Origin of the sequence: Terrabacter sp. MAHUQ-38, from assembly GCF_014518425.1 — a bacterium.
Lineage (GTDB): Bacteria > Actinomycetota > Actinomycetes > Actinomycetales > Dermatophilaceae > Terrabacter.
Genome location: NZ_JACVCU010000002.1, coordinates 918647 through 937622, shown reverse-complemented (window position 1 = coordinate 937622; position 18976 = coordinate 918647). Strand labels below are relative to the sequence as shown.

The following is an 18976-nucleotide window of genomic DNA, read 5'->3' as shown; positions in this document are numbered from 1 at the left end:
AAGGCCAGACCGGTCAAGGCCGCGAGCTCATCCCCGCAGCCGGCTTCGTCACGATCATCGTGCCGGTCCTCGTCTTCCTCTCCCTACAGCGGTACTTCATCCGCGGCATGACCTCCGGAGCCGTCAAGGGCTAGACACTCGCCGACCACCCGGCACGCAGGAAGGCCGTGGCCCCCACCGGGAGCCACGGCCTTTCCGTTGTCGCTGGAGCTGTCGGTTGTCGCCGTGTCGGGGCGCCGTGCCTCAGACGCAGCGGCCGTTCTTGCAGTCGTGGTCGAAGAGTGCCCGGGCGAGCACCGTCGTCATGTCGGCCGGGGAGGGCGCTGCGTAGAAGTCGGAGAAGGTCATCTTCGAGATCTGCGACAGGGCGTTCGGGTCCACGTCCGGACCGATGCCGATGGTGGTGATGGCGATCGGCTTGTTCGGGTCGCTGGCGGCGCGCAGGTTCGCCTTGAGCTGCTCGAGGGAGATGCCGTTGGGGTCCTCGTTGCGGCCGTCGGTGAGGATGACCACGGCATTGACGCGGTTGGGGTCGTACTGCTTCTTCACCTTCTGGTACGCCGCCCAGATCGTGTCGTAGAGACCCGTGCCGCCACCGACGTTCTTGGACAGGTTGCTCGCCGCGGTCGCCACGAGCGCGCGGTGGCTGTCGTTGTCGAGGCGACCGATGGGGGCCAGCTCCTTGTAGTCGGCGCCGCCCGCGCCGATACCGATGGAGAACACCCAGAGGCCGAGCTTCGTCGTCTTGGGCAGGGCCGCGAGGGCGATGCCGGCCGCCTCCTGCGTGATGGCGACGCGGGTCGTCTTGCCGACCTTGTCCATCATCGAGCCGGACACGTCGAAGACGGAGAGGATGGAGAAGTCCGTCGTCGCCGACTGCCACAGGTCGGTCGTCGCGGCGATGGTCTCGGCGTCGGGCGTGGGGCCGATCTTGACGTCGCCGACGCTGCCCTGCGGGGTCGGCATGGTGACCGGAACGGCCGTCGAGCGGATGCCGTACTGGGCGAAGATCTTCGCCGCGGCCGGGGTCATGAGGTAGGCGCGGAGCAGCTCGACCGCCTGGTCCCTGACCGGGTCGGTGGCGACGTTGACGAGCGAGAACTCAAAGGCGGGGGTGCCCTCGCTCGGCGTCACCGAGACCATCTTGTGGTCCGGGTAGAGCCGGTTGTGGTCGATGAGGTCCGCCTCGGCCACCGGGAAGGCTTGGGCCTGCTCGGGCGTCGCGTTGTACGTGCTGAAGAGGTCGTCGATCGAGGGTGCGGCGAGCTTGGCCAGCTTGGGGATGACCACGCGGCCCTGCTCGCTGGACAGCTGCGGCAGGGCCGAGGCGAGCGTCAGCATGCCGGCCGTCGTCGAGCGCGGGTCGCTCATCCGGATGGGGTTGTCGGAAGCGACGAGCTCGAGCCACTTGGGCTGGCCCTCGAGCTTGCTGGCCGCGGTGGGGTCCATCGCGATGACGAGCGGGCTCTTCGCGAACGCCTTGGCGGGCTTGGCGTTGAGCTTGGCGGTGGCGTTGACCCGCTCGACCCAGCGAGGCGAGTCGGGGATCCAGCCGTCGGGGCGGTCGGGCTGGCCCTGGCCGAGGCCGATCATCGCCTCCATGGGGGCCTTGCCACGCACGACGTAGTCGACGCAGGGGGACTTGGGGTCGGCCTGGTACTCCTTGGCCAGTGCGAGCACGGCGGGCTGCGCGGCCTCGGAGACCCACAGCGAGACGGGGGTGCGCTCGGGGCACGACTTGCTGGGCGCCGCGGTCAGGGCCGCGACCGGCGTGACCTCCCGGCCGTTCCACCAGGCGAAACCACCGACGCCGGCGCCCGCAAGCAGCACCACACCGAGCACCGCCGCGATGATGCGATTGCGGCGTGCCGCGGCGATCTTGGCCTCGAGGGCCTTACGGCTGGCGCGGCTGTCGAGGAGGCTCTGCTCGTAGGGGCCGATGGGGCGTTGTGGAGGGGTGGGGTTGGACACGGGGTTTCCTCACATGAGGACGCCCCGGCACCGGGGCGTCAGGGTGAACCACCGGCCAAAACTACCGGGCGGTCCGCGCAGAATGGTGCCCGACCCCGGGCGGTCTTGTCGAATGTCCGATTTGTCCCTCGGGCGCTCACTCCAGGTCGGGTCGACCGGGTGCGTGGGCGCCTGCGCGCCCGACGGTGACGGCCCCCGTGGCGAGGGCGCGCCGCACCGCGGGCACGATGTCGGCGAGGCCCGCGGCGTGCAGCCGGGCCCGCGCCTGCGGCCCTCCGAGCAGCCCGTCGTCGAGCAGACCCGACACCAGGCCGGCCATGAAGGAGTCGCCGGCGCCGACGGTGTCGACGACCGTGACGCTCGGAGCAGGCAGGGCCTCCTGCTCCGCGGTGCGGGTCACGTGCACGACGGCACCGTCACCACCGCGGGTCATGACGACCACGGCCGGACCGAGGGCGCCCCAGGCGCGCAGCACGTCGTCGTGGGACTCGCCTGGGCACAGCCAGTCGATGTCCTCGTCGCTGACCTTGACGACGTCCGACAGCACGATCGAGCGCTCGATGGTACGCCTGGCCTGGTCGGGCAGGCCCATGAGCGACGGTCGGGCATTGGGGTCGTAGGACACGCTCGCCCCGAGCTCGCGCGCCGCCGCGAGGATCTCGCGCACCTGCCCGCCGCCGGGTTCGAGCACGGCGGCGATGCTGCCCGTGTGGACGTGGCCGTATGCCGTGAGGCCGGGGACCGCAGCCACCTGCCACTCGAGGTCGAAGACGTAGCTGGCCGCGCCCGACGCGTCGAGGGTCGCATGGGCGACGGACGTGAAGGGTGCTCCCTGGGAGCCCGCGGTGAGCGCGACGCCGTTCTCACGGCAGACCTGCTCGATGCGCCGACCGCGCTCGTCGGTGGCGATCCACGTGGCGAGGTCGACCGGGTGGTCGAGGGCGGCCAGGCCGAACGCGACGTTGGCGGGGCTGCCGCCGACGTGCTCGTCGGTGTCGCCGTCGGGCCTCGTGACGGCGTCGACGAGGGCCTCGCCGACGACGAGGGTGCGGGTGGGGGCTGTTGCGTCGCTCACGTCCGGGCCCTCACTCGTCGATCATGTCGGTGCTGCCGAACCAGCCGGGACGGTCGAAGCGGTGCTCACTGTCGATGGTGCGGATGGTGCCGCTGCGCGAGCGCATGACGAGGGAGTTGGTGCGGGCGGACTTCGCGCCGTAGCGCACGCCCCGCAGCAGCTCACCGTCGGTGATGCCGGTCGCGACGAAGAAGCACTCGCCGACGACGAGCTCGTCGGTGGAGAGCACGCGGTCGAGGTCGTGCCCGGCGTCGATCGCCTTCTGGCGCTCGTCGTCGTCCTTGGGCCAGAGCTTGCCCTGGATGACGCCGCCGATGCACTTGATGGCGCAGGCCGCGATGATGCCCTCGGGAGTGCCGCCAACGCCGAGGAGCAGGTCGACACCGGTGCCCGGACGTGCCGCCATGACCGCGCCCGCGACGTCGCCGTCGACGATGTAGCGAATGCGGGCGCCGGTGTCGCGGATCTCCTGGGCCAGGTGGTCGTGGCGCGGGCGGTCGAGCATCACCACGGTGACGTCGGCGGGGGTCTCCTTCTTCGCCTTCGCGACGCGCCGGATGTTCTCCGCGACGGGCAACCGGATGTCGACCACCTCGGCGGCCTCGGGCCCGGTGGCGAGCTTGTCCATGTAGAAGACGGCGGAGGGGTCGTACATCGCTCCGCGGTTGGCGACGGCCATGACCGCGACGGCGTTGTTCATCCCCTTCGCCGTCAGGGTGGTCCCGTCGATCGGGTCGACGGCGACGTCGACCTCGGGACCGGTGCCGTCGCCGACCTGCTCGCCGTTGAAGAGCATCGGGGCGTTGTCCTTCTCGCCCTCACCGATGACGACGACGCCGCGCATGCTCACCGTCGAGATCATGGCGCGCATCGCCTCGACCGCTGCGCCGTCCGCCTTGTTCTTGTCACCGCGGCCGACCCAGCGGCCTCCGGCCATCGCGGCCGCCTCCGTGACCCTCACCAGCTCTAGAGCGAGGTTGCGATCCGGCTGGCTGTGCTTCATCAAGGGTCCTCCGTCGGCGCAGAACGAGTCCGCGCCAGCCTATCGGTGGCGCCGGCCGGGTTTGGACCGCGTCCGCCAGTCGGGGACGATGGGCGCATGAGCAGCCCGTCGACACCTTCGACACCCTCGACGCCGTCGACCCCCGCGACTTCGCAGAGCCACCCGCAGGACGCGCCCGTCCAGCCGCGCAGCCGTTACTCGACGGGCACGCTGCCCAACATGCTGCGCTCGATGCTCGTCATAGGGCTCTTCGTGCTCGCCCTCGTCGCCATCGTCCCGCGGACCAGCCAGGTGCCGCGCACTGCGGTCGACGCGGCCGCCAAGGCGAGCCAGGTTGCGGCGCAGACGAAGTGGACCGTGCAGCTGCCCAGAGGGCTCGGCGACGGCTGGGTCGCCACGGTCGCGACGTTCGCGCCCGGCACGGAGAAGGTGCCGACCTTCACGACCGTCTGGACGACGCCGAGCGGCGCGGACATCGCGCTCAAGCAGGCCGCCGCCGCCACGAACGGCTGGGTCAGCCGGTCCGTCGACGACGGCGAGGCGTCGGGGACGGTGCAGGTCTCGGGCCGGACCTTCGAGCGGTTCGTCGCCGACGGTGCGGGACAGATCGGCTACGTCGTGCGCGGCGAGGGCCCGACGGGTGTGACGGTCGTCGCCAGCGGGACCGCCCCCGAGGACGAGCTCAAGGCCTTTGTCGCCGCGCTCGCGCCGGTGGCTGCGGCGCCCTCAGCCGACGTGCCCACGAAGTCGTCGACGTCAGCCCCCGGCTGAGCCACGGTCGGTCAAGACTCGTCGTCCTCGTCCTCGTCGAAGATGGCGTCGTCGGCGCGCTGCGGGGTGGCTGGTGCCGCGTCCGGCGCGGCCTGCGGGCGGGTCGCCCGCTCGATCTCCGCCTGCGCCCCGTCGAGCCACGTCCCGCAGTGGGCGGCCAGCGCCTCGCCGCGACGCCACAGGTGCATCGAGTCCTCGAGGGGTGCCTGTCCGGCCTCGAGCTTCGCGACGATGGCGATGAGCTCCTCGCGAGCGTCCTCGTACCGCATCCCGGCGATGTCGGGGAACGAGCCCTCCGTGGGTGTCGCGTCAGCCATGGCCGTCACCCTACGACCTGTCGGTGTCGGTGTCGGACGGCACGTCGAGCGGCAGCGACTCGCCGGTGTCGGCCTGCCCCGGCCCGGCCTCCGCGCTCCGGGCCGGGGGTTTGGCGGTCGAGCTCCTCTTCGGGGTCGCCCGGCCTGCCGCGGCCTTGCGAGCGGGTGCGGACTTCCTGGGTGCCGCCTTCCTCGGTGCCTTCGGTGCCGCCGGAGTGGTCGCGGACTCCGCTCCCGCGGGAAGCTCCTCGTCCCCTGCACTGACCGGGCGGACTCCGAAGTCACCGCGTGCGACGCGGACGCGCAGCAGCTCGCCGACGCCGACGTCGGCGGAGTCCATGACGACGCGCCCGTCGCGGTGCTGCACGACGGCGTACCCGCGTTCGAGCGTCGACTGGGGCGAGAGGGCCACGACCTGTCGGCGGAGGTGCTCCACCTCGTCGCCGGCGCGGTGCAACCGCGCCTCGATGCGCGCGGCCGCGCGGGACCGGAGCGCCGAGATCTCCTGGCGGCGCACGCGCACGAGCGCGACGGGGTCGGCCATGACCGGCCGCGAGACGAGCGATCTCAGCCCCGACCGCTCCGCCTCGATCCGGCGTGCGAGGGCCCGGCGGACGCGGTCGCGGCCCGTGTCCACGAGCCCGCGCTCGCGCGCGGCGTCGGGGACGACCTTCTTGCCGGCGTCCGTCGGCGTCGAGGCGCGCCAGTCGGCCACGAGGTCGAGCAGCGGCTGGTCGACGTCGTGCCCGATGGCGCTGATGACGGGCGTGCGCGCCTGCGCGACCGCGCGGATCATCGCCTCGTTCGAGAAAGGCAGCAGCTCCTCGAGGGCGCCGCCGCCACGGGCGATGACGATGACGTCGACGGCCGGCAGCCCGTCGAGCTCGCGCAGCGCCTCCACGACCTCGGTGACGGCGGTGCTGCCCTGCACAGCGACCTCGCGGATCTCGAACACGACGGCCGGCCAGCGGCGCCGGGCGTTCTCGACGACGTCCTTCTCGGCGGCCGAGCTGCGGCCCGTGATGAGCCCGACTCGTCGTGGCAAGAACGGGATCGGCCGCTTGCGCTCGACGTCGAAGACACCCTCGGCAGCGAGCGTCCGCTTGAGGATCTCGACGCGGGCCAGCAGGTCGCCGATGCCGACGGGCCGGATCTGACGAGCCTCGAGCTGGAGGGTGCCGCGCTTGGTCCAGAAGGTCGGCTTGGCCTGCAGGACGACGCGAGCGCCCTGCGCGAGCGGGATCGGCATCGCGTTGACGGCGTTCATCGGCACCGACACCGAGAGCGACATGTCGACGTCGGGGTCGCGCAGCGTGAGGAAGGCCGTGCCACCGCGCGGGTTGAACTGCACCACCTGGCCCTCGACCCAGAGCTGGCTCATCCGGTCCACGTAGTCCGAGATCTTGAGGCTGAGCACCCGCACCGGCCATGGCTGCTCGGCCGTCGTGTCGGCAGCCTTCTCGGGCAGCGGGCTCGTCATGCTCACCCGCGCCACCCTAGAGGTGTTGCGCGCCCGGGCGGCGGGTCGGGAGCGATCTGATGCCCCCGTACGATGGACCCCATGAGCGAGCCAGCCGACCAGTCGTCCGACAAGAAGGTCCTCCTCGCTGCACCGCGCGGCTACTGCGCGGGCGTCGACCGCGCCGTCGTGACGGTCGAGAAGGCGCTCGAGCTCTACGGGCCACCCGTCTACGTGCGCAAGCAGATCGTGCACAACAGGCACGTCGTCACCACCCTCGAGAAGCGCGGCGCGATCTTCGTCGACGAGACCGACGAGGTGCCCGAGGGCGCGACCGTCATCTTCTCGGCGCACGGCGTGGCCCCGGTCGTCCACGAGGAGGCGAGGGCCCGCAGCCTCAAGACGATCGACGCGACATGCCCACTCGTGACGAAGGTGCACCGCGAGGCGGTCCGGTTCGCCGACGACGACTTCGACATCCTGCTCATCGGCCATGAGGGGCACGAGGAGGTCGTCGGCACGTCCGGCGAGGCTCCGGAGCACATCACCCTCGTCGACGGCCCCGATGACGTCGAGAACGTCACGGTCCGCGACCCGGAGAAGGTCGTGTGGCTCTCCCAGACGACCCTCTCGGTCGACGAGACGATGGAGACGGTTGCGCGACTCAAGGAGAAGTTCCCCGCGCTGCAGAGCCCGCCCTCCGACGACATCTGCTACGCCACCCAGAACCGCCAGCTCGCCGTCAAGCAGATGGCCAAGGACACCGACCTCATGATCGTCGTCGGGTCGCGCAACTCGTCGAACTCCGTGCGCCTCGTCGAGGTCGCCGTCGAGCACGGGGCCCGCGACGGGCACCTCGTCGACTTCGCCGACGAGATCCAGGAGGAGTGGCTCGAGGGCGTGACCACTGTCGGTGTCACGTCCGGCGCGAGCGTGCCCGAGGTGCTCGTGCGTGACGTCCTCGCCTGGCTTGCCGAGCGCGGCTACGGCGAGGTCGAGGCGGTCATCGCCGCCGAGGAGTCGCTCCTCTTCTCACTGCCCAACGAGCTGCGTCGCGACCTCAAGGCCCGCAGGGGCGAGGAGGTCGGCACGGTGCGCCACGACGCGGCCTTCGAGGACGCCGGCTCACTCCACTAGACCCCCGGCCAGACCGCGCCAGACCGCGGCTCAGGTGGGATCGGACAGCGCTCGGGTGAGCGCGGCGGCCAGCTCCTCGCGCTTCGTCACCGCGATGTACTGACCACGGCCTGCCTTCGCGATCTCGGCGAGTACGGCGGCGTCGGGCTTGGTCCCGATCCCGACGATGACGAGGTGCACGGGTCGCGCGGGGTCGGCCTTGGCGACCGCGGACTTGACCGCGCCCAGCGAGGCGCCGAAGTCGTCGTCGTTCGGTCCGGTCGTGACGATGACAGCCGTGCTCGGGCGTCCCGCAGAAGCATTGGCCGCCGCGGCCTGATGCGCCGCCTCGATGGTGTCGTAGAGGCCTCGGTCGCCGCCGACGACACCCGACATGCCGCCGAGACCCCTGGCGATGGTCTGGATCTGGGCCGGTGCCGTCAGCGGGCCGCTGTCGGCGACGACGCGGTGGTCCTCGCCGCGCGGTCCGAGGTGCTGGGCGAAGTACCACAGGGCGACGCTCGACCGGTCGGGCAACGACGCGACCGCGAGCTGGGTCGACTCGGCAAGTGAGTCGAGGATCGTCTCGCCGTCGAGGCGCGAGAGGCTCGCGGCAGAGACGTCGAGCGCGACGACCGCATGTGGGGCAGGGTCGACGGCGGCCCACTCCTCACGGAGCGCGTCGGCCGCCCCGGGGGTCGGTGGCGCGGGCGAGGCAGCAGCGCCTGGTGCGGAGAAGCCGTGTCGGGTGAGGACCGCACGTGCGGCATCGGAGCCGAGGTAGTCAGCGAGGGAGCGCAGCACCCTGGACGCCACGGTGCCGTCCGCGACGGGCACGAAGGCGTACTCGAGCGGAGCCACCCTGTCTGACGGCACAACGGCTGCCAGGTGGACCGACGGGTTCGCGGCGTTGTAGGCGGCGAGCTCCGCCTCGGCGACCGGTGCCGCCGCGTCCGTGTCGGGGTCGGCGAACACCCCGAGCGCCGACTCCCCGGGCAACAGCTGCCGCGACCTGGCAGCCACCTCGGCGAGCTGCGGCGAGGACCAGCGCCCCGCGGCGGCGGCCAGGGCGAAGAGGCCGGCGGTCGACGTCGCCGGGTCGGGGATGGTGACCGGGATCCCGCCCGCCGCGAGGCCGGCCCATGACACGGCAGCTCCGGGCGCCGGTTCCGGCCGCACGGCGAGCACGACCCGTGAGGTGGCGAACGGCTCGTCCGCCAGGAGGCCGAGGCCGGCACGATGGTTCGCCTGGTCGAGCCAGAGCGCGGCATCGGTGACCCAGGCATCGGGCCGCACCGGGCCGGCGAGGGACTGGGCAACGGCGCTCGACGCTCGGGGCACGACCGTGAAGCTCGCACAGGGCGCGTCGGGCAGGGCCTGGAACCCGTCGACAAGGTCGGAGAATGTCGTCCCCAGCGCCTCGGGCACGGCAATGGTCAGCATGGGCGGCTCGGGGCAGCCGCGATGGACGTGGCTCTGTGCCGTGGCGACCGGCGCGATGCCGGCCACGGTGCTCGATCCGGGGCGGCCGAGCCATGTCCGCGCACCGAGAGCTGCAGCCACGACGACCGCCGTCGCCACGGCGCCGACGGCGACCAGCGTGCGCCGCCGTCGCGTCAGGCTCTGCCGGGCGGCGCGCTCGGCGCGCTCCCTGTTCGCGAGAAGGGATGCCTCGTACGGCCCCACCCGACGCTGCGGCGGCGGAGGTGGGAAACGCTGGTCGCCGCCTCGGTCGTCGCTCTGGTGGCCTTCGGTCGTCACGACCGGGAGTATGTTGCCTCGGTCCCGGCGCGCCCAAACGGTCGCCGAATGGCGGGCACCCTCGAAGGAGCGCATCGCACCACTGGCTCGCGCAGGTTGAATCGGTTGCGACAGAGGCGAATTCGGTGTAACACGTTCGTCCCGCGGTTGACTGCCACTCGACCGCTTCACCCTGACGGCGCCCGTTGTTCACCGAACGTTCGCCCCTGAGTGGAGGGGCGCTAGCCGCCGAGCGCCGTCGTGAGGACCGGTTGCAGCTCCGCGACCGAGTCAGACGCGACGTACTGCCCGCCCGTGCTCGCCACGACCTGCTGCATGGCCTTCGCGTCGACGCGGTCGCCGATGCCGAGCACCACCACCCGGACCGGCCGCTTGGGGTCCTTCGCCTCGGACAGTCGCGTCGTGAGCTGGCCGAGGGTGAGGCCGTAGTCGTCCTCGTTGGGACCGTCGGCCACGACGATGAGCGTGTTCGCGCAGCCGGGCTTCCAGCGGCTCTTGGCACGGTCGTACGCCGCTGCGATCGTGTCGTAGAGTCCGCTGCCGCCGCCGACGAACGAGTCGAGGCTGGCCACGGCCTCGTCGAGGGCGCCGAGGTTCTTGCTGACGCCGAGGCTGCCGTAGTCGGTGAGCTGACGGTAGTCGTCACCGCGGTTGCCGACATGGAGCGAGTAGACCCACAGCGACGCGACTGTTGTCGTCGAGACGGCGGCTGCCGAGCGTACGGTCGCCTTCTGGAGGATCGCGAGGCGCGTGCCGGCGTCAGTGTGCTCGAGCATCGAGCCGGACACGTCGACGGCCATGAGGGCCTGTGTCTTCTTCGCCGCCGCGTTCCAGAGGGCCGCGGCTCGGTCGAGCGCGGGGCCCTCCGCGCCACCCTCGACGCGGATCTCGCCGTAGAGGGGAGAAGGGTCCGTGGGCTCACCGTCCGATGTGCGGAATCCGCTGTCGTGCAGGATCTTTCGCGTCGTCTCGGACCTCAGGTGCTCCTGGAGGGCTCGGACCAAGGGCGCCTTCGTGGCATCCGTCGTGAGCGGCACCAAGGAGTACTCGAGCGCTGGTGCGCCCTCGGTCGGAGCCACCGCGGCGAGGGCCTCGTCGGGGTGGACGGTGTTCCACGCGACGAGCTGGGCCTGCGAGACGACCGCCCCGACGCCGCCGTCGGCGTGCGCGATGCCGTCGAGGGAGACGCTCCCCGTCGCGTGGGGGGCCGACGTCGTGGCGAGCGCGCGGACCTTCGCCTCGGGCAGGGACGCCGACGCGACCCCGAGGGCGACCCGAGCGATCGCCGAGCGGTTCGGGTCAGGGATGCGCATCTGGACGGCGCCGCCGAGCAGGTCCGCCCAGCCGAGCCGGCTCCCCAGCGCGGCCGCGGACTGGTCTTTCATCGCCACGAGCACGGCGCTCGACGCGAAGGGCGCGCCGGGTTGCACCGTGGAGCCCGAGACGGCGTCGGCGCGCCCGATCCAGACGGTTGAGTCGGTGATCCATCCGTCGGGGCGTCCGGAACCGGCGAGCGAGCCCGCCACGGCGAAAGGCTCCTCGGCCTCGATCCTGTAGGCGGCGCAGGGGCCGTCAGGGCTGGCCGCGAGTGCCTGGGCGGCTGCCGCAACGGCAGGGGCGATCGCCGGAGCGGCCGAGATGCGCACCTTGACGGGGTCGCTGCACGACGTCGGCTGGGCCGCTCCCGCAGGCAGGGCGGTCGGCACCTGGTCGTTGCCGACGTGGCCGAGGTAGCGGAAGGCGCCGTAGCCGAGACCCGCGGCGACGACGAGGGCTGCGAGAGACGCCACGACACGGGTCCTGCGCCGCCTCCGGGCACGCGCGCGCGCGGACGCCTCGACGCGTGCGCGCGACTCGCGCAGGCTCTGCTCGTACGGTCCGATCCTGCGCCGCGGCGCGTCAAGGTCCTCCGGACCCGGGCCCCCCGCCCCGGTCACGCTCTGCTCGATCCCACGGGGCGTATTGTCCGTGGCGCTTCAGCAGGTGTCCACTTCCCGGACACATCAGACATATCCGTCATCGCCGGCTCGCCCGCCTGGCGGACCCGGAGCCGTGCCCCGCCAGGCGCAAGACGTGGACGGAACCGGCACCGTCAGGCGGACTGTTCGTGGCCGTCCGCGGTGCGGGCTGGGTCGTCGGCCGGGCTCTCCTCGTGCCGCGAAGCCGTCGGGCGGGTCGCCCGCTCGAGGAATGCGGCGTCACGGGCGCTTCGGCCCAGGTCTTCGGTGAGCTCAGGGGCGCTGAGCGAGCGGGGCGCGACCTCGAGCGGCTCCAGGGTGGGAGGGCGCTCGCTCGCGAGGTGCAGCTCGTGCATCCGTCGCGCCGTGACGAGCACCCGCGACTCGAGCGTGCCGACGAACTTGTTGTACTGCTCGACCGAACGCGCCAAGGACTGGCCCATCGTCGTGACGTGCCCACCGAGCGTCGTGAGCCGGGCGTAGAGATCCTGCCCGATCACCAGCAGCTCGCGCGCGTTCTGCTCGAGGGCGTCCTGCTGCCAGATGGCACCGATCGTGCGCAGCACGGCGAAGAGCGTGCCGGGGGAGGCGAGCACGACCTTGCGGGACAGGGCGTGCTCATAGAGGCCGGGGTCGTCCGCGAGGGCGGTGGCAAGGATCGCCTCGCCCGGGACGAAGCAGATGACGACCTCGGGGGAGCGGGTGAACGCGGTCCAGTACGCCTTGCCCGCGAGTCCCTCGACGTGCCGGCGCAGCGCGGTCGCGTGGGCGGCGAGCAGCTCGGTTCGCTCGACATCGGACACGGTGTCGCCGTGGGCCTGGAGGAAGTGCGCCATCGGCGCCTTCGAGTCGACGACGACGTGACGCGAGCCGGGGAGGTTGATGACCGCATCGGGACGGACCGTCGCGCCGTCCCGGGTGACGCGGGTGACCTGCTCGTCGAAGTCGCAGCGCGCGATGAGCCCGGACAGCTCGAGGACGCGACGCAGCTGGACCTCGCCCCACGCGCCGCGGACCGTCGAGGCGTTGAGGGCGCTCGCGAGGGTCGCCGTCTCGGAGCGGAGCGACTCGGTGGACCGGCTCACCTCGGTGAGGCGCTCGCCGAGCTGGCCGAACTGTTGGGACCGGTCGCGCTCGAGCGCACCCACCTGACGCTCGACGCGGCCGATGGTGTCACGCAACGGCGCCAGCAGGCTGGCCGTCGTGTCGTCGAGGGCGCGAGCGGACTCCAGGTCGAGCACACGCTCGCGCAGGACGTCGCGCTCGGCCTCAGCCGCTGCCGAGCGGGCCAGGAGGGCCGAGCGGGCTGCGAGCCACGCGAGGGCAGCGCCGAGCAGGCCTCCGACGACGAGGCCGACCAGCAGCGCGGTGGTGTCCATGCGCTCACCGTCCCAGACGCCGCCGACAGGAGCCGGGACCGACGCGCTTGCCCGGCGTTGGCCGCCGGCCCCACCAGGGCCGCCTGCTGGAGTCAGCGACCGCGTCAGCCGAGCTCGAAGTGCTGGTAGTCCTTGTACGTCCAGTAGCCGCCCCAGAGCCCGCCACGCGAGATGACCTGCTTGGTGATGGTCGACCAGCTCCAGATCATGCCCGGGTCGCGCAGGTTGCGGTTGACCCAGCGCAGGCCGTTCGGCGGGTACCAGACGCCGTTCGCCGCCTTGTACGGGTTGTGCATCGTGTTGACGTCGATGGCCGTGCCGTAGGAGTGCGGCGACATCCGCGAGGTGTTGCCGGTGACCCGACGGCAGTTGAAGGCAGACGTGTTGTCCGCCTTCATCATCTCCTCGTCGTTGCCGTACCAGCGGTTCGGGTTGTCCATGCGCCGGATCTTGAACCCGGCCAGGTAGGCGGCCCGGAAGATGGCCGCGGTCTGGCCGACCTTGTCCCAGCGCACGATGAGCATGCCGCGCCTGATCGTGCCGTCGTACCCACGGAAGTTCATCTCGACGACGCGCAGCCGGCTCGGCCCGACCGGGCAGCCGGAACGCCACGTGTAGCGCACGTCGGCGGCGGTGACCGGACGCGCGGTCGCCCGGATCGGGTCGGTGGTCGCGGCCACGGCGGCGACCGGGACGGCATCGACCGTGGCAGGAGACGGCGAGGCGGACGGGCCGGGGCCCGTGGGGGGCGCCGCGACCGTGACGGTCAGGGCCGTGGCGAGGGCGGCGGTCAGGCCGATACCTGCGCGCCGGTGGGAGACGCTCATGGGTTCCTCCTTGGTCGGGCCGTGTGGAATGTCTCGATTGTGCTCTTCCGGCACGCTGCGGACAGGATTGAGACGCCTCGAGATGCCGGGAACGTTGTCCCCGGGCGGCCTCGAGCCGTGGCGGTCTGCTAGACCATGACCCGTGAGCGAGTACGACGATGCGATTCGGCTGGAGACCGGCGACGACCCGACCCGACGGCGCGGTACGTTCCACGAGGAGTGGATGATCGGTAACGCCGTCAACGGCGGCCTCGTCATGACGGCCGCGCTGCGCGCACTAGGGGAGCACCTGGCCGCCGACCCGACCGAGACCACCCAGCACGTCGACCCCGTGGTGCTGTCGGCGTACTTCATGACCGCGTCGCAGCCGGGCCCCTTCATCGTGACGACCGAGGTCATGCGATGTGGTCGCAAGCTCTCGACCGGCCAGATGACGATCCACCAGCCGGGCGACGACGGCCGGCCGGTCGAGCGGATGCGCGCGATCGGGTCCTTCGGCAACCTCACCGACCTCGACGTGCAGCGCCAGGCCGGCGCGCCCGACCTGCCCCCGCCCGAGCAGTGCCTGTCCGCCGAGCAGGCACCGCCTGACTTCCTCGCCCACGCGAAGTTCCTCGAGCGCCTCGACCTGCGGCTCGACCCCACGACCGCCGGCTGGGCCCTCGGCAAGCCCTCGATGCGCGGCGTGATGCGCGGCTGGCTGCGGCTGCGCGACGGGCGCGAGCCCGACACGACGATGCTCATGATGGCACTCGACGCGCTGCCACCCGTGGCGTTCGACCTCGGACTCTTCGGCTGGACACCGACGCTCGAGTTCACCGGCCACGTCCGCCGTCGCCCCGCGCCGGGCTGGCTGCGGGTCTCGCTCTCGAGCGAGACGCTCGGCGGCGGGATGATGGAGGAGGACGCGATGATCTGGGACTCCGACGGCAACCTCGTGGCCCAGTCCCGCCAGCTCTGCGGCGTGCGTCCGCCACGCGCCTGACCGGGCGACCGGTGCGAGCCCGGCCACCCGGCATCCGGCCGGCGTGGTCGGGAGCCCGCCCGAACGCCACTAAACTCTTGTCCTCGTGGCACTCACCATCGGAATCGTCGGTCTCCCCAACGTCGGCAAGTCGACGCTCTTCAACGCGCTGACCAAGAACAACGTGCTCGCCGCGAACTACCCGTTCGCGACGATCGAGCCCAACGTCGGCGTCGTGCCGCTGCCCGACCACCGGCTTGGCGCGCTGGCCGAGATCTTCGGCTCGGACAAGGTGCTCCCGGCGACGGTGAGCTTCGTCGACATCGCCGGCATCGTCCGCGGCGCCTCGGAGGGGGAGGGGCTCGGCAACAAGTTCCTGGCCAACATCCGCGAGGCGGATGCCATCTGCCAGGTGGTGCGTGCGTTCGAGGACGGCGACGTCGTCCACGTCGACGGCAAGGTCAGCCCGGCGAGCGACATCGAGACGATCCACACCGAGCTCATCCTCGCCGACCTGCAGACCCTCGAGAAGGCCGTGCCGCGGCTCGAGAAGGAGGCGCGGATCAACAAGGACAAGAAGGCCGCGCTCGAGCTCGCGCAGGCCGCGCAGAAGGTCCTCGAGGAGGGCCACACGCTGTATGCGGCAGGGCCGAGGGCCGGGGTCGACCTGACCGCGGCGAAGTCGCTCGGCCTGCTGACCACCAAGCCGTTCATCTACGTCTTCAACCTCGACGAGGACCAGCTCGCCGACACGGAGCTTCACGCGTCGCTGCGCGACCTTGCGGCTCCGGCCGACGCCGTCTTCCTCAACGCGAAGCTCGAGATGGACCTCATGGAGATGGAGGCCGACGAGGCCCTCGAGCTGCTCCAGAGCTTCGGCGCGGAGGAGTCGGGCCTGGACCAGCTCGCCCGCACCGGCTTCCACACGCTCGGCCTGCAGACGTACCTCACGGCCGGCCCCAAGGAGTCGCGCGCCTGGACGATCGGCAAGGGCTGGACCGCGCCGCAGGCTGCCGGCGTCATCCACACCGACTTCCAGCGCGGCTTCATCAAGGCCGAGGTCGTCTCGTTCGACGACCTCGTCGCGGCCGGGTCGATGAACGCCGCCAAGTCCGCGGGCAAGGTCCGCATCGAGGGCAAGGACTACGTCATGGCCGACGGCGACGTCGTGGAGTTCCGCTTCAACGTCTAGGTGGTCCGGCCGTGGCTGCCGAACCAGTCGCACGCCAACGCGGCCACGTGCTCGAGCGCTCCGGGCTCGGTGAAGAGGTGGGTCGCCCCCGGCACCACTGCGAGTCGCGTCGGGCACTGCATCCGTGCCTGTGCCTGCTCGTTGAGTGCGAGCACGGCCGGGTCGCGGCTCCCCACGATGAACAGGGTCGGCGCGGTGACTCGGTCGAGCCACTCCATCGCCAGATCGGGCCTTCCACCGCGCGAGACCACGGCGCCGACGGTGTCACCGGCGATGGCCGCCGCGTACAGCGCTGCGCCGGCGCCGGTGCTCGCCCCGAAGTACCCGAGCCGCGCAGCGGTGTCGGGACGCTCCGAGAGGACCCAGTCGGTCGCCGCGAGGAGACGACGACCCAGCAACGGGATGTCGAAGACCTTCGCGCGATCGGCATCCTCCTCCGTGGTGAGCAGGTCGAGCAGCAGCGTGCCGAGGCCGGCGTCGTGGAGCGTGGCCGCGACGAAGCGGTTGCGCGGGCTGTGCCGGCTGCTCCCGGACCCGTGGGCGAACAGGACGACTCCGTCTGCATCGGCCGGGACGGTCAGGTGCGCACCCAGGGCCACGCCGTCGGCGACGACCTCGACGTCGGAGTCGATCTCGGAGGCCCCAGCGGACTCGGCCGAGTGGTCGGCGGTGGCCGGGTCCGCGGGCCCCGGCGGCGCCTGGCGGTGAGGGTCAGCGAGCAGCCGAGCGGCCTCGGCGTCCGTCGTCGGCCGGTAGTCGGCATAGTGCAGGCCGACGGCACGGAAATGGGGTGGCGTGTCCACCACCACGACCTCGTCGGCCTCCACGAAACCCTTCGCGACCTTCGCGGCGGCGACGGGGACGGCGAGCACGACGCGCGCGGCACCTCGGGCGCGAGCGACGTGGCAGGCGACGCGCGCGGTGGCGCCGGTGGCCATGCCGTCGTCGACGATGACGACCGTGCGGCCGGTGAGGTCGACGGGAGGCCGACCAGCACGGAGCCGTTCAGCCCGTGCGGCGAGGACCTCGCGCTCCCGCCGCTCGGCGGCCTCCACCTGCTGTTCGGTCACTCCCAGCCGGCGGATGAGGGCAGGGTCGAGCACGCGGGCTCCGCCCTCACCGATGGCGCCCATGGCGAGCTCAGGATGCACAGGGACCCCCAGCTTGCGGACGGCGAGCACGTCGAGCGGCGCATCGAGCCACGCCGCGACCTCGTGGGCCACCGGCACCCCGCCTCGCGGCAGGGCGAGCACCACCGGGTCAGCGTGGCGCACGTGCTCCAGGCGGCGCGCCAGCTGCCGACCCGCGTCGCTGCGGTCAGTGAACCTGGTCATGTCCATCACCACCGGGTGGGGCGTCAGCTCGCAGGGGCCTGGCGCTCCGGGTGCAGGTCGTCAGCGTGAGCGGTCGTGGCGATGAAGTCGCGCAGCACCTCGGCGAACCGCTCGGGCTGGTCGAGGTGCGGGAAGTGGCCGGCGCCATCGAAGAGGACCACGCGGCACCCGGCGATCGACTCGGCGGCCCGGGCGGCGTGGGCGGGGGGAATCACGTAGTCCCGGGTGCCCCACACGACGAGTACGGGCAGGCCGACGAGGTCCGGGAGGTAGTCGCTGGCCGTCACGCGCTGGCCGCCCGGGTCCAGGACGGCGCGGGTCGTCGCGAGGAAGGCGCGGCGGCTGTCGGCGTCGCTGAGGGAGATGAAGCCCTCCCAGGCTGCCCGGATGTCGTGGCTGGCGCGCCATCCCGCACGCGTCAGCGCTCTGCCGACCGTCGCGGCGCGCCCGCGCACCCAAGGTGACGCGATGACGGGTAGCACCCACTCGGCGCCCGGCAGGGTGGCGGCGCGCAGGGCGGGGCTGACCTCGCGACCGAGGCCGCCGCTGCCGACGAGCGCGAGGCGCTCGACGCGCTCGGGGAAGAGGTAGCAGAACTCGAGGGCGATGCCGCCGCCGAGTGAGTGTCCGACGATCGTCACGCGGTCGATGTGGAGCCGATCGAGCAGGTCGCGGAGGGTCGCCGCATGTGACGCGATGGAGTAGTCGCCCTCGGGCTTGGCCGAGGCTCCGTGCCCGAAGAGGTCTGGCACGACGACCCGGTGGTCGTCGTCGAGCTCGTCGACGAGGTGCGCCCAGTTGGTGTGCGACCCGAGGAGCCCATGCACGAACAGCACGGCATCGCCCTCGCCGCTGTCGATGAACGACAGCTCGTGGCCGTGCAGCGCCAGTCGCTGCGGCACCAGCGGGTCCACGGCGCCTCCTTGCTCCCGGTTCCCCCTACTCGCAGGTTAACGCCGCCGGGGCCGCGAGCCTTCCGCAACGCGCAAACCCCGTTCCTGGAGCCGGCCCGGTGCGTTCTGGCCCCCAGGGTGCTGACCGGAGTGGCCTGCGCCGCATGACGCTGCCCGGACCGGTCAGCGGGCCGCCCGAGCCCGCGGTCGCCCGCCTAGAGGGCGGTGGCTGCCTCGGTCCAGAACCGGTCGTCGGCGTCCTGGAGACGCTCGGCGGCGTGCTCCATGTGGGTCCGCGCAGCCGCCTCGGCGGCCACGGGGTCGCCGGCCTCGATGGCGTCGACGATGGCGTGGTGCTCGCGCCGCACCTGCTGGATGAAGTCGGCGCGGCGGGCCTCGTTCGCCCGGGTGATGCGGATGCCGCTGCGCATCACCTCACCGAGGTACCCCAGCGTGGCCACGAGGTACGGGTTGCCGGTGGCCTCGGCGACGGCGCGGTGGAAGCGCAGGTCCTCGGCGACGCCGTCGCCACCGGCCTCGGCGGCGGCGTCGATGTCGGCAAGCGCCTCGCGCATCCGCCGCACATCGTCAGCGTTGACGCGGGTGGCGGCGAGCGCCGCGGTCTCCGCCTCGAGCCCGCGCCGCACCTCGACGATCTGCAGCACCTTGGCCTTGGTCTCCGAGACGTCGAGGGAAAGGTCGAGGGGCGCCATCCGGGGTGCCATCACGAAGACTCCGAGGCCCTGACGCGCCTCCACGAGGCGGGCGTTGCGCAGCTGCGACACCGCCTCACGCACGACCGTGCGGCTCACCCCGAGCTGCTTGACGAGCTCGACCTCGGTGGGCAGCTTGTCGCCCACCGCGAGGCGTCCGGACTGGATCTCCTCGGTGAGCTGGACGGCGACCCGGTCGGCCAGCCTGACGGGGCCACTCACCTTGGACAGCACGATCGAAGT

16 protein-coding genes are annotated in these 18976 nt (G+C 72.0%); 4 read left to right on the top strand and 12 right to left on the bottom strand.

Annotated features, from left to right (window positions below; genetic code table 11):
* Positions 1-243 precede the first annotated feature (243 nt).
* The 3 genes from H9I49_RS11245 to glpX all read right to left on the bottom strand — a co-directional run bounded on the left by H9I49_RS11245 (position 244) and on the right by glpX (position 4049).
* Positions 244-1971, bottom strand: a complete 1728-nt coding sequence (locus H9I49_RS11245; protein ID WP_188030403.1) for a substrate-binding domain-containing protein — start codon at positions 1969-1971, stop codon at positions 244-246.
* A 136-nt stretch (positions 1972-2107) separates the two neighbouring features.
* Positions 2108-3046 (bottom strand): PfkB family carbohydrate kinase, encoded by a 939-nt coding sequence (locus H9I49_RS11240; protein ID WP_188030402.1) that lies wholly within the window; start codon positions 3044-3046, stop codon positions 2108-2110.
* Positions 3047-3056: 10 nt separating this feature from the next.
* Positions 3057-4049, bottom strand: a complete 993-nt coding sequence (glpX, locus tag H9I49_RS11235) for a class II fructose-bisphosphatase (RefSeq protein ID WP_188030401.1) — start codon at positions 4047-4049, stop codon at positions 3057-3059.
* Positions 4050-4145: 96 nt separating this feature from the next.
* Between glpX and H9I49_RS11230 the strand changes: the two genes are divergently transcribed.
* Complete coding sequence (locus H9I49_RS11230) at positions 4146-4820, top strand: DUF4245 domain-containing protein (RefSeq protein ID WP_188030400.1); 675 nt, start codon at positions 4146-4148, stop codon at positions 4818-4820.
* Between the two features lie 11 nt (positions 4821-4831).
* Here the strand turns inward: H9I49_RS11230 and H9I49_RS11225 are convergent, their stop codons facing one another.
* The gene (locus tag H9I49_RS11225) at positions 4832-5137 is read right to left on the bottom strand and encodes an exodeoxyribonuclease VII small subunit (protein ID WP_188030399.1); all 306 of its coding nucleotides are present in this window, start codon (positions 5135-5137) and stop codon (positions 4832-4834) included.
* Between the two features lie 10 nt (positions 5138-5147).
* Complete coding sequence (gene xseA, locus H9I49_RS11220) at positions 5148-6617, bottom strand: exodeoxyribonuclease VII large subunit (RefSeq protein WP_255523910.1); 1470 nt, start codon at positions 6615-6617, stop codon at positions 5148-5150.
* An 81-nt stretch (positions 6618-6698) separates the two neighbouring features.
* Between xseA and H9I49_RS11215 the strand changes: the two genes are divergently transcribed.
* The gene (locus H9I49_RS11215; RefSeq protein ID WP_188030398.1) at positions 6699-7733 is read left to right on the top strand and encodes a 4-hydroxy-3-methylbut-2-enyl diphosphate reductase; all 1035 of its coding nucleotides are present in this window, start codon (positions 6699-6701) and stop codon (positions 7731-7733) included.
* 30 nt (positions 7734-7763) lie between these two features.
* On the opposite strand, the gene H9I49_RS11210 is transcribed toward H9I49_RS11215, so the two are convergent.
* The 4 genes from H9I49_RS11210 to H9I49_RS11195 form a co-directional block, all read right to left on the bottom strand.
* Positions 7764-9473 (bottom strand): substrate-binding and VWA domain-containing protein, encoded by a 1710-nt coding sequence (locus H9I49_RS11210; RefSeq protein WP_188030397.1) that lies wholly within the window; start codon positions 9471-9473, stop codon positions 7764-7766.
* A gap of 221 nt (positions 9474-9694) precedes the next feature.
* Positions 9695-11263 carry a substrate-binding and VWA domain-containing protein gene (locus H9I49_RS11205; protein ID WP_188030396.1) on the bottom strand — a complete coding sequence of 523 codons (1569 nt, stop codon included), beginning with the start codon at positions 11261-11263 and terminating at the stop codon, positions 9695-9697.
* Between the two features lie 302 nt (positions 11264-11565).
* The gene (locus H9I49_RS11200) at positions 11566-12810 is read right to left on the bottom strand and encodes a DNA recombination protein RmuC (protein ID WP_188030395.1); all 1245 of its coding nucleotides are present in this window, start codon (positions 12808-12810) and stop codon (positions 11566-11568) included.
* 104 nt (positions 12811-12914) lie between these two features.
* Positions 12915-13637: a M15 family metallopeptidase gene (locus H9I49_RS11195; RefSeq protein WP_188030394.1), complete on the bottom strand. Its 723-nt coding sequence runs from the start codon at positions 13635-13637 to the stop codon at positions 12915-12917.
* A gap of 142 nt (positions 13638-13779) precedes the next feature.
* On the opposite strand from H9I49_RS11195, the gene H9I49_RS11190 reads away from it, so the two are divergent.
* Together H9I49_RS11190 and ychF are read left to right on the top strand one after the other, a co-directional pair.
* The gene (locus H9I49_RS11190; protein WP_188030393.1) at positions 13780-14622 is read left to right on the top strand and encodes a thioesterase family protein; all 843 of its coding nucleotides are present in this window, start codon (positions 13780-13782) and stop codon (positions 14620-14622) included.
* A gap of 85 nt (positions 14623-14707) precedes the next feature.
* The gene (ychF, locus tag H9I49_RS11185; RefSeq protein WP_188030392.1) at positions 14708-15793 is read left to right on the top strand and encodes a redox-regulated ATPase YchF; all 1086 of its coding nucleotides are present in this window, start codon (positions 14708-14710) and stop codon (positions 15791-15793) included.
* Here ychF and H9I49_RS11180 read toward each other — a convergent pair.
* From H9I49_RS11180 to H9I49_RS11170, 3 genes are all read right to left on the bottom strand, one after another.
* Entirely contained in the window at positions 15790-17127 is a 1338-nt protein-coding gene (locus tag H9I49_RS11180) for a phosphoribosyltransferase family protein (RefSeq protein ID WP_188030391.1), read from the bottom strand. The genes ychF and H9I49_RS11180 overlap by 4 nt on opposite strands.
* A gap of 23 nt (positions 17128-17150) precedes the next feature.
* Positions 17151-18041, bottom strand: a complete 891-nt coding sequence (locus H9I49_RS11175) for an alpha/beta fold hydrolase (protein ID WP_188030390.1) — start codon at positions 18039-18041, stop codon at positions 17151-17153.
* A gap of 194 nt (positions 18042-18235) precedes the next feature.
* On the bottom strand, positions 18236-18967 hold the full coding sequence (locus H9I49_RS11170; RefSeq protein WP_188030389.1) for a FadR/GntR family transcriptional regulator: 732 nt from the start codon (positions 18965-18967) through the stop codon (positions 18236-18238).
* Positions 18968-18976 lie beyond the last annotated feature (9 nt).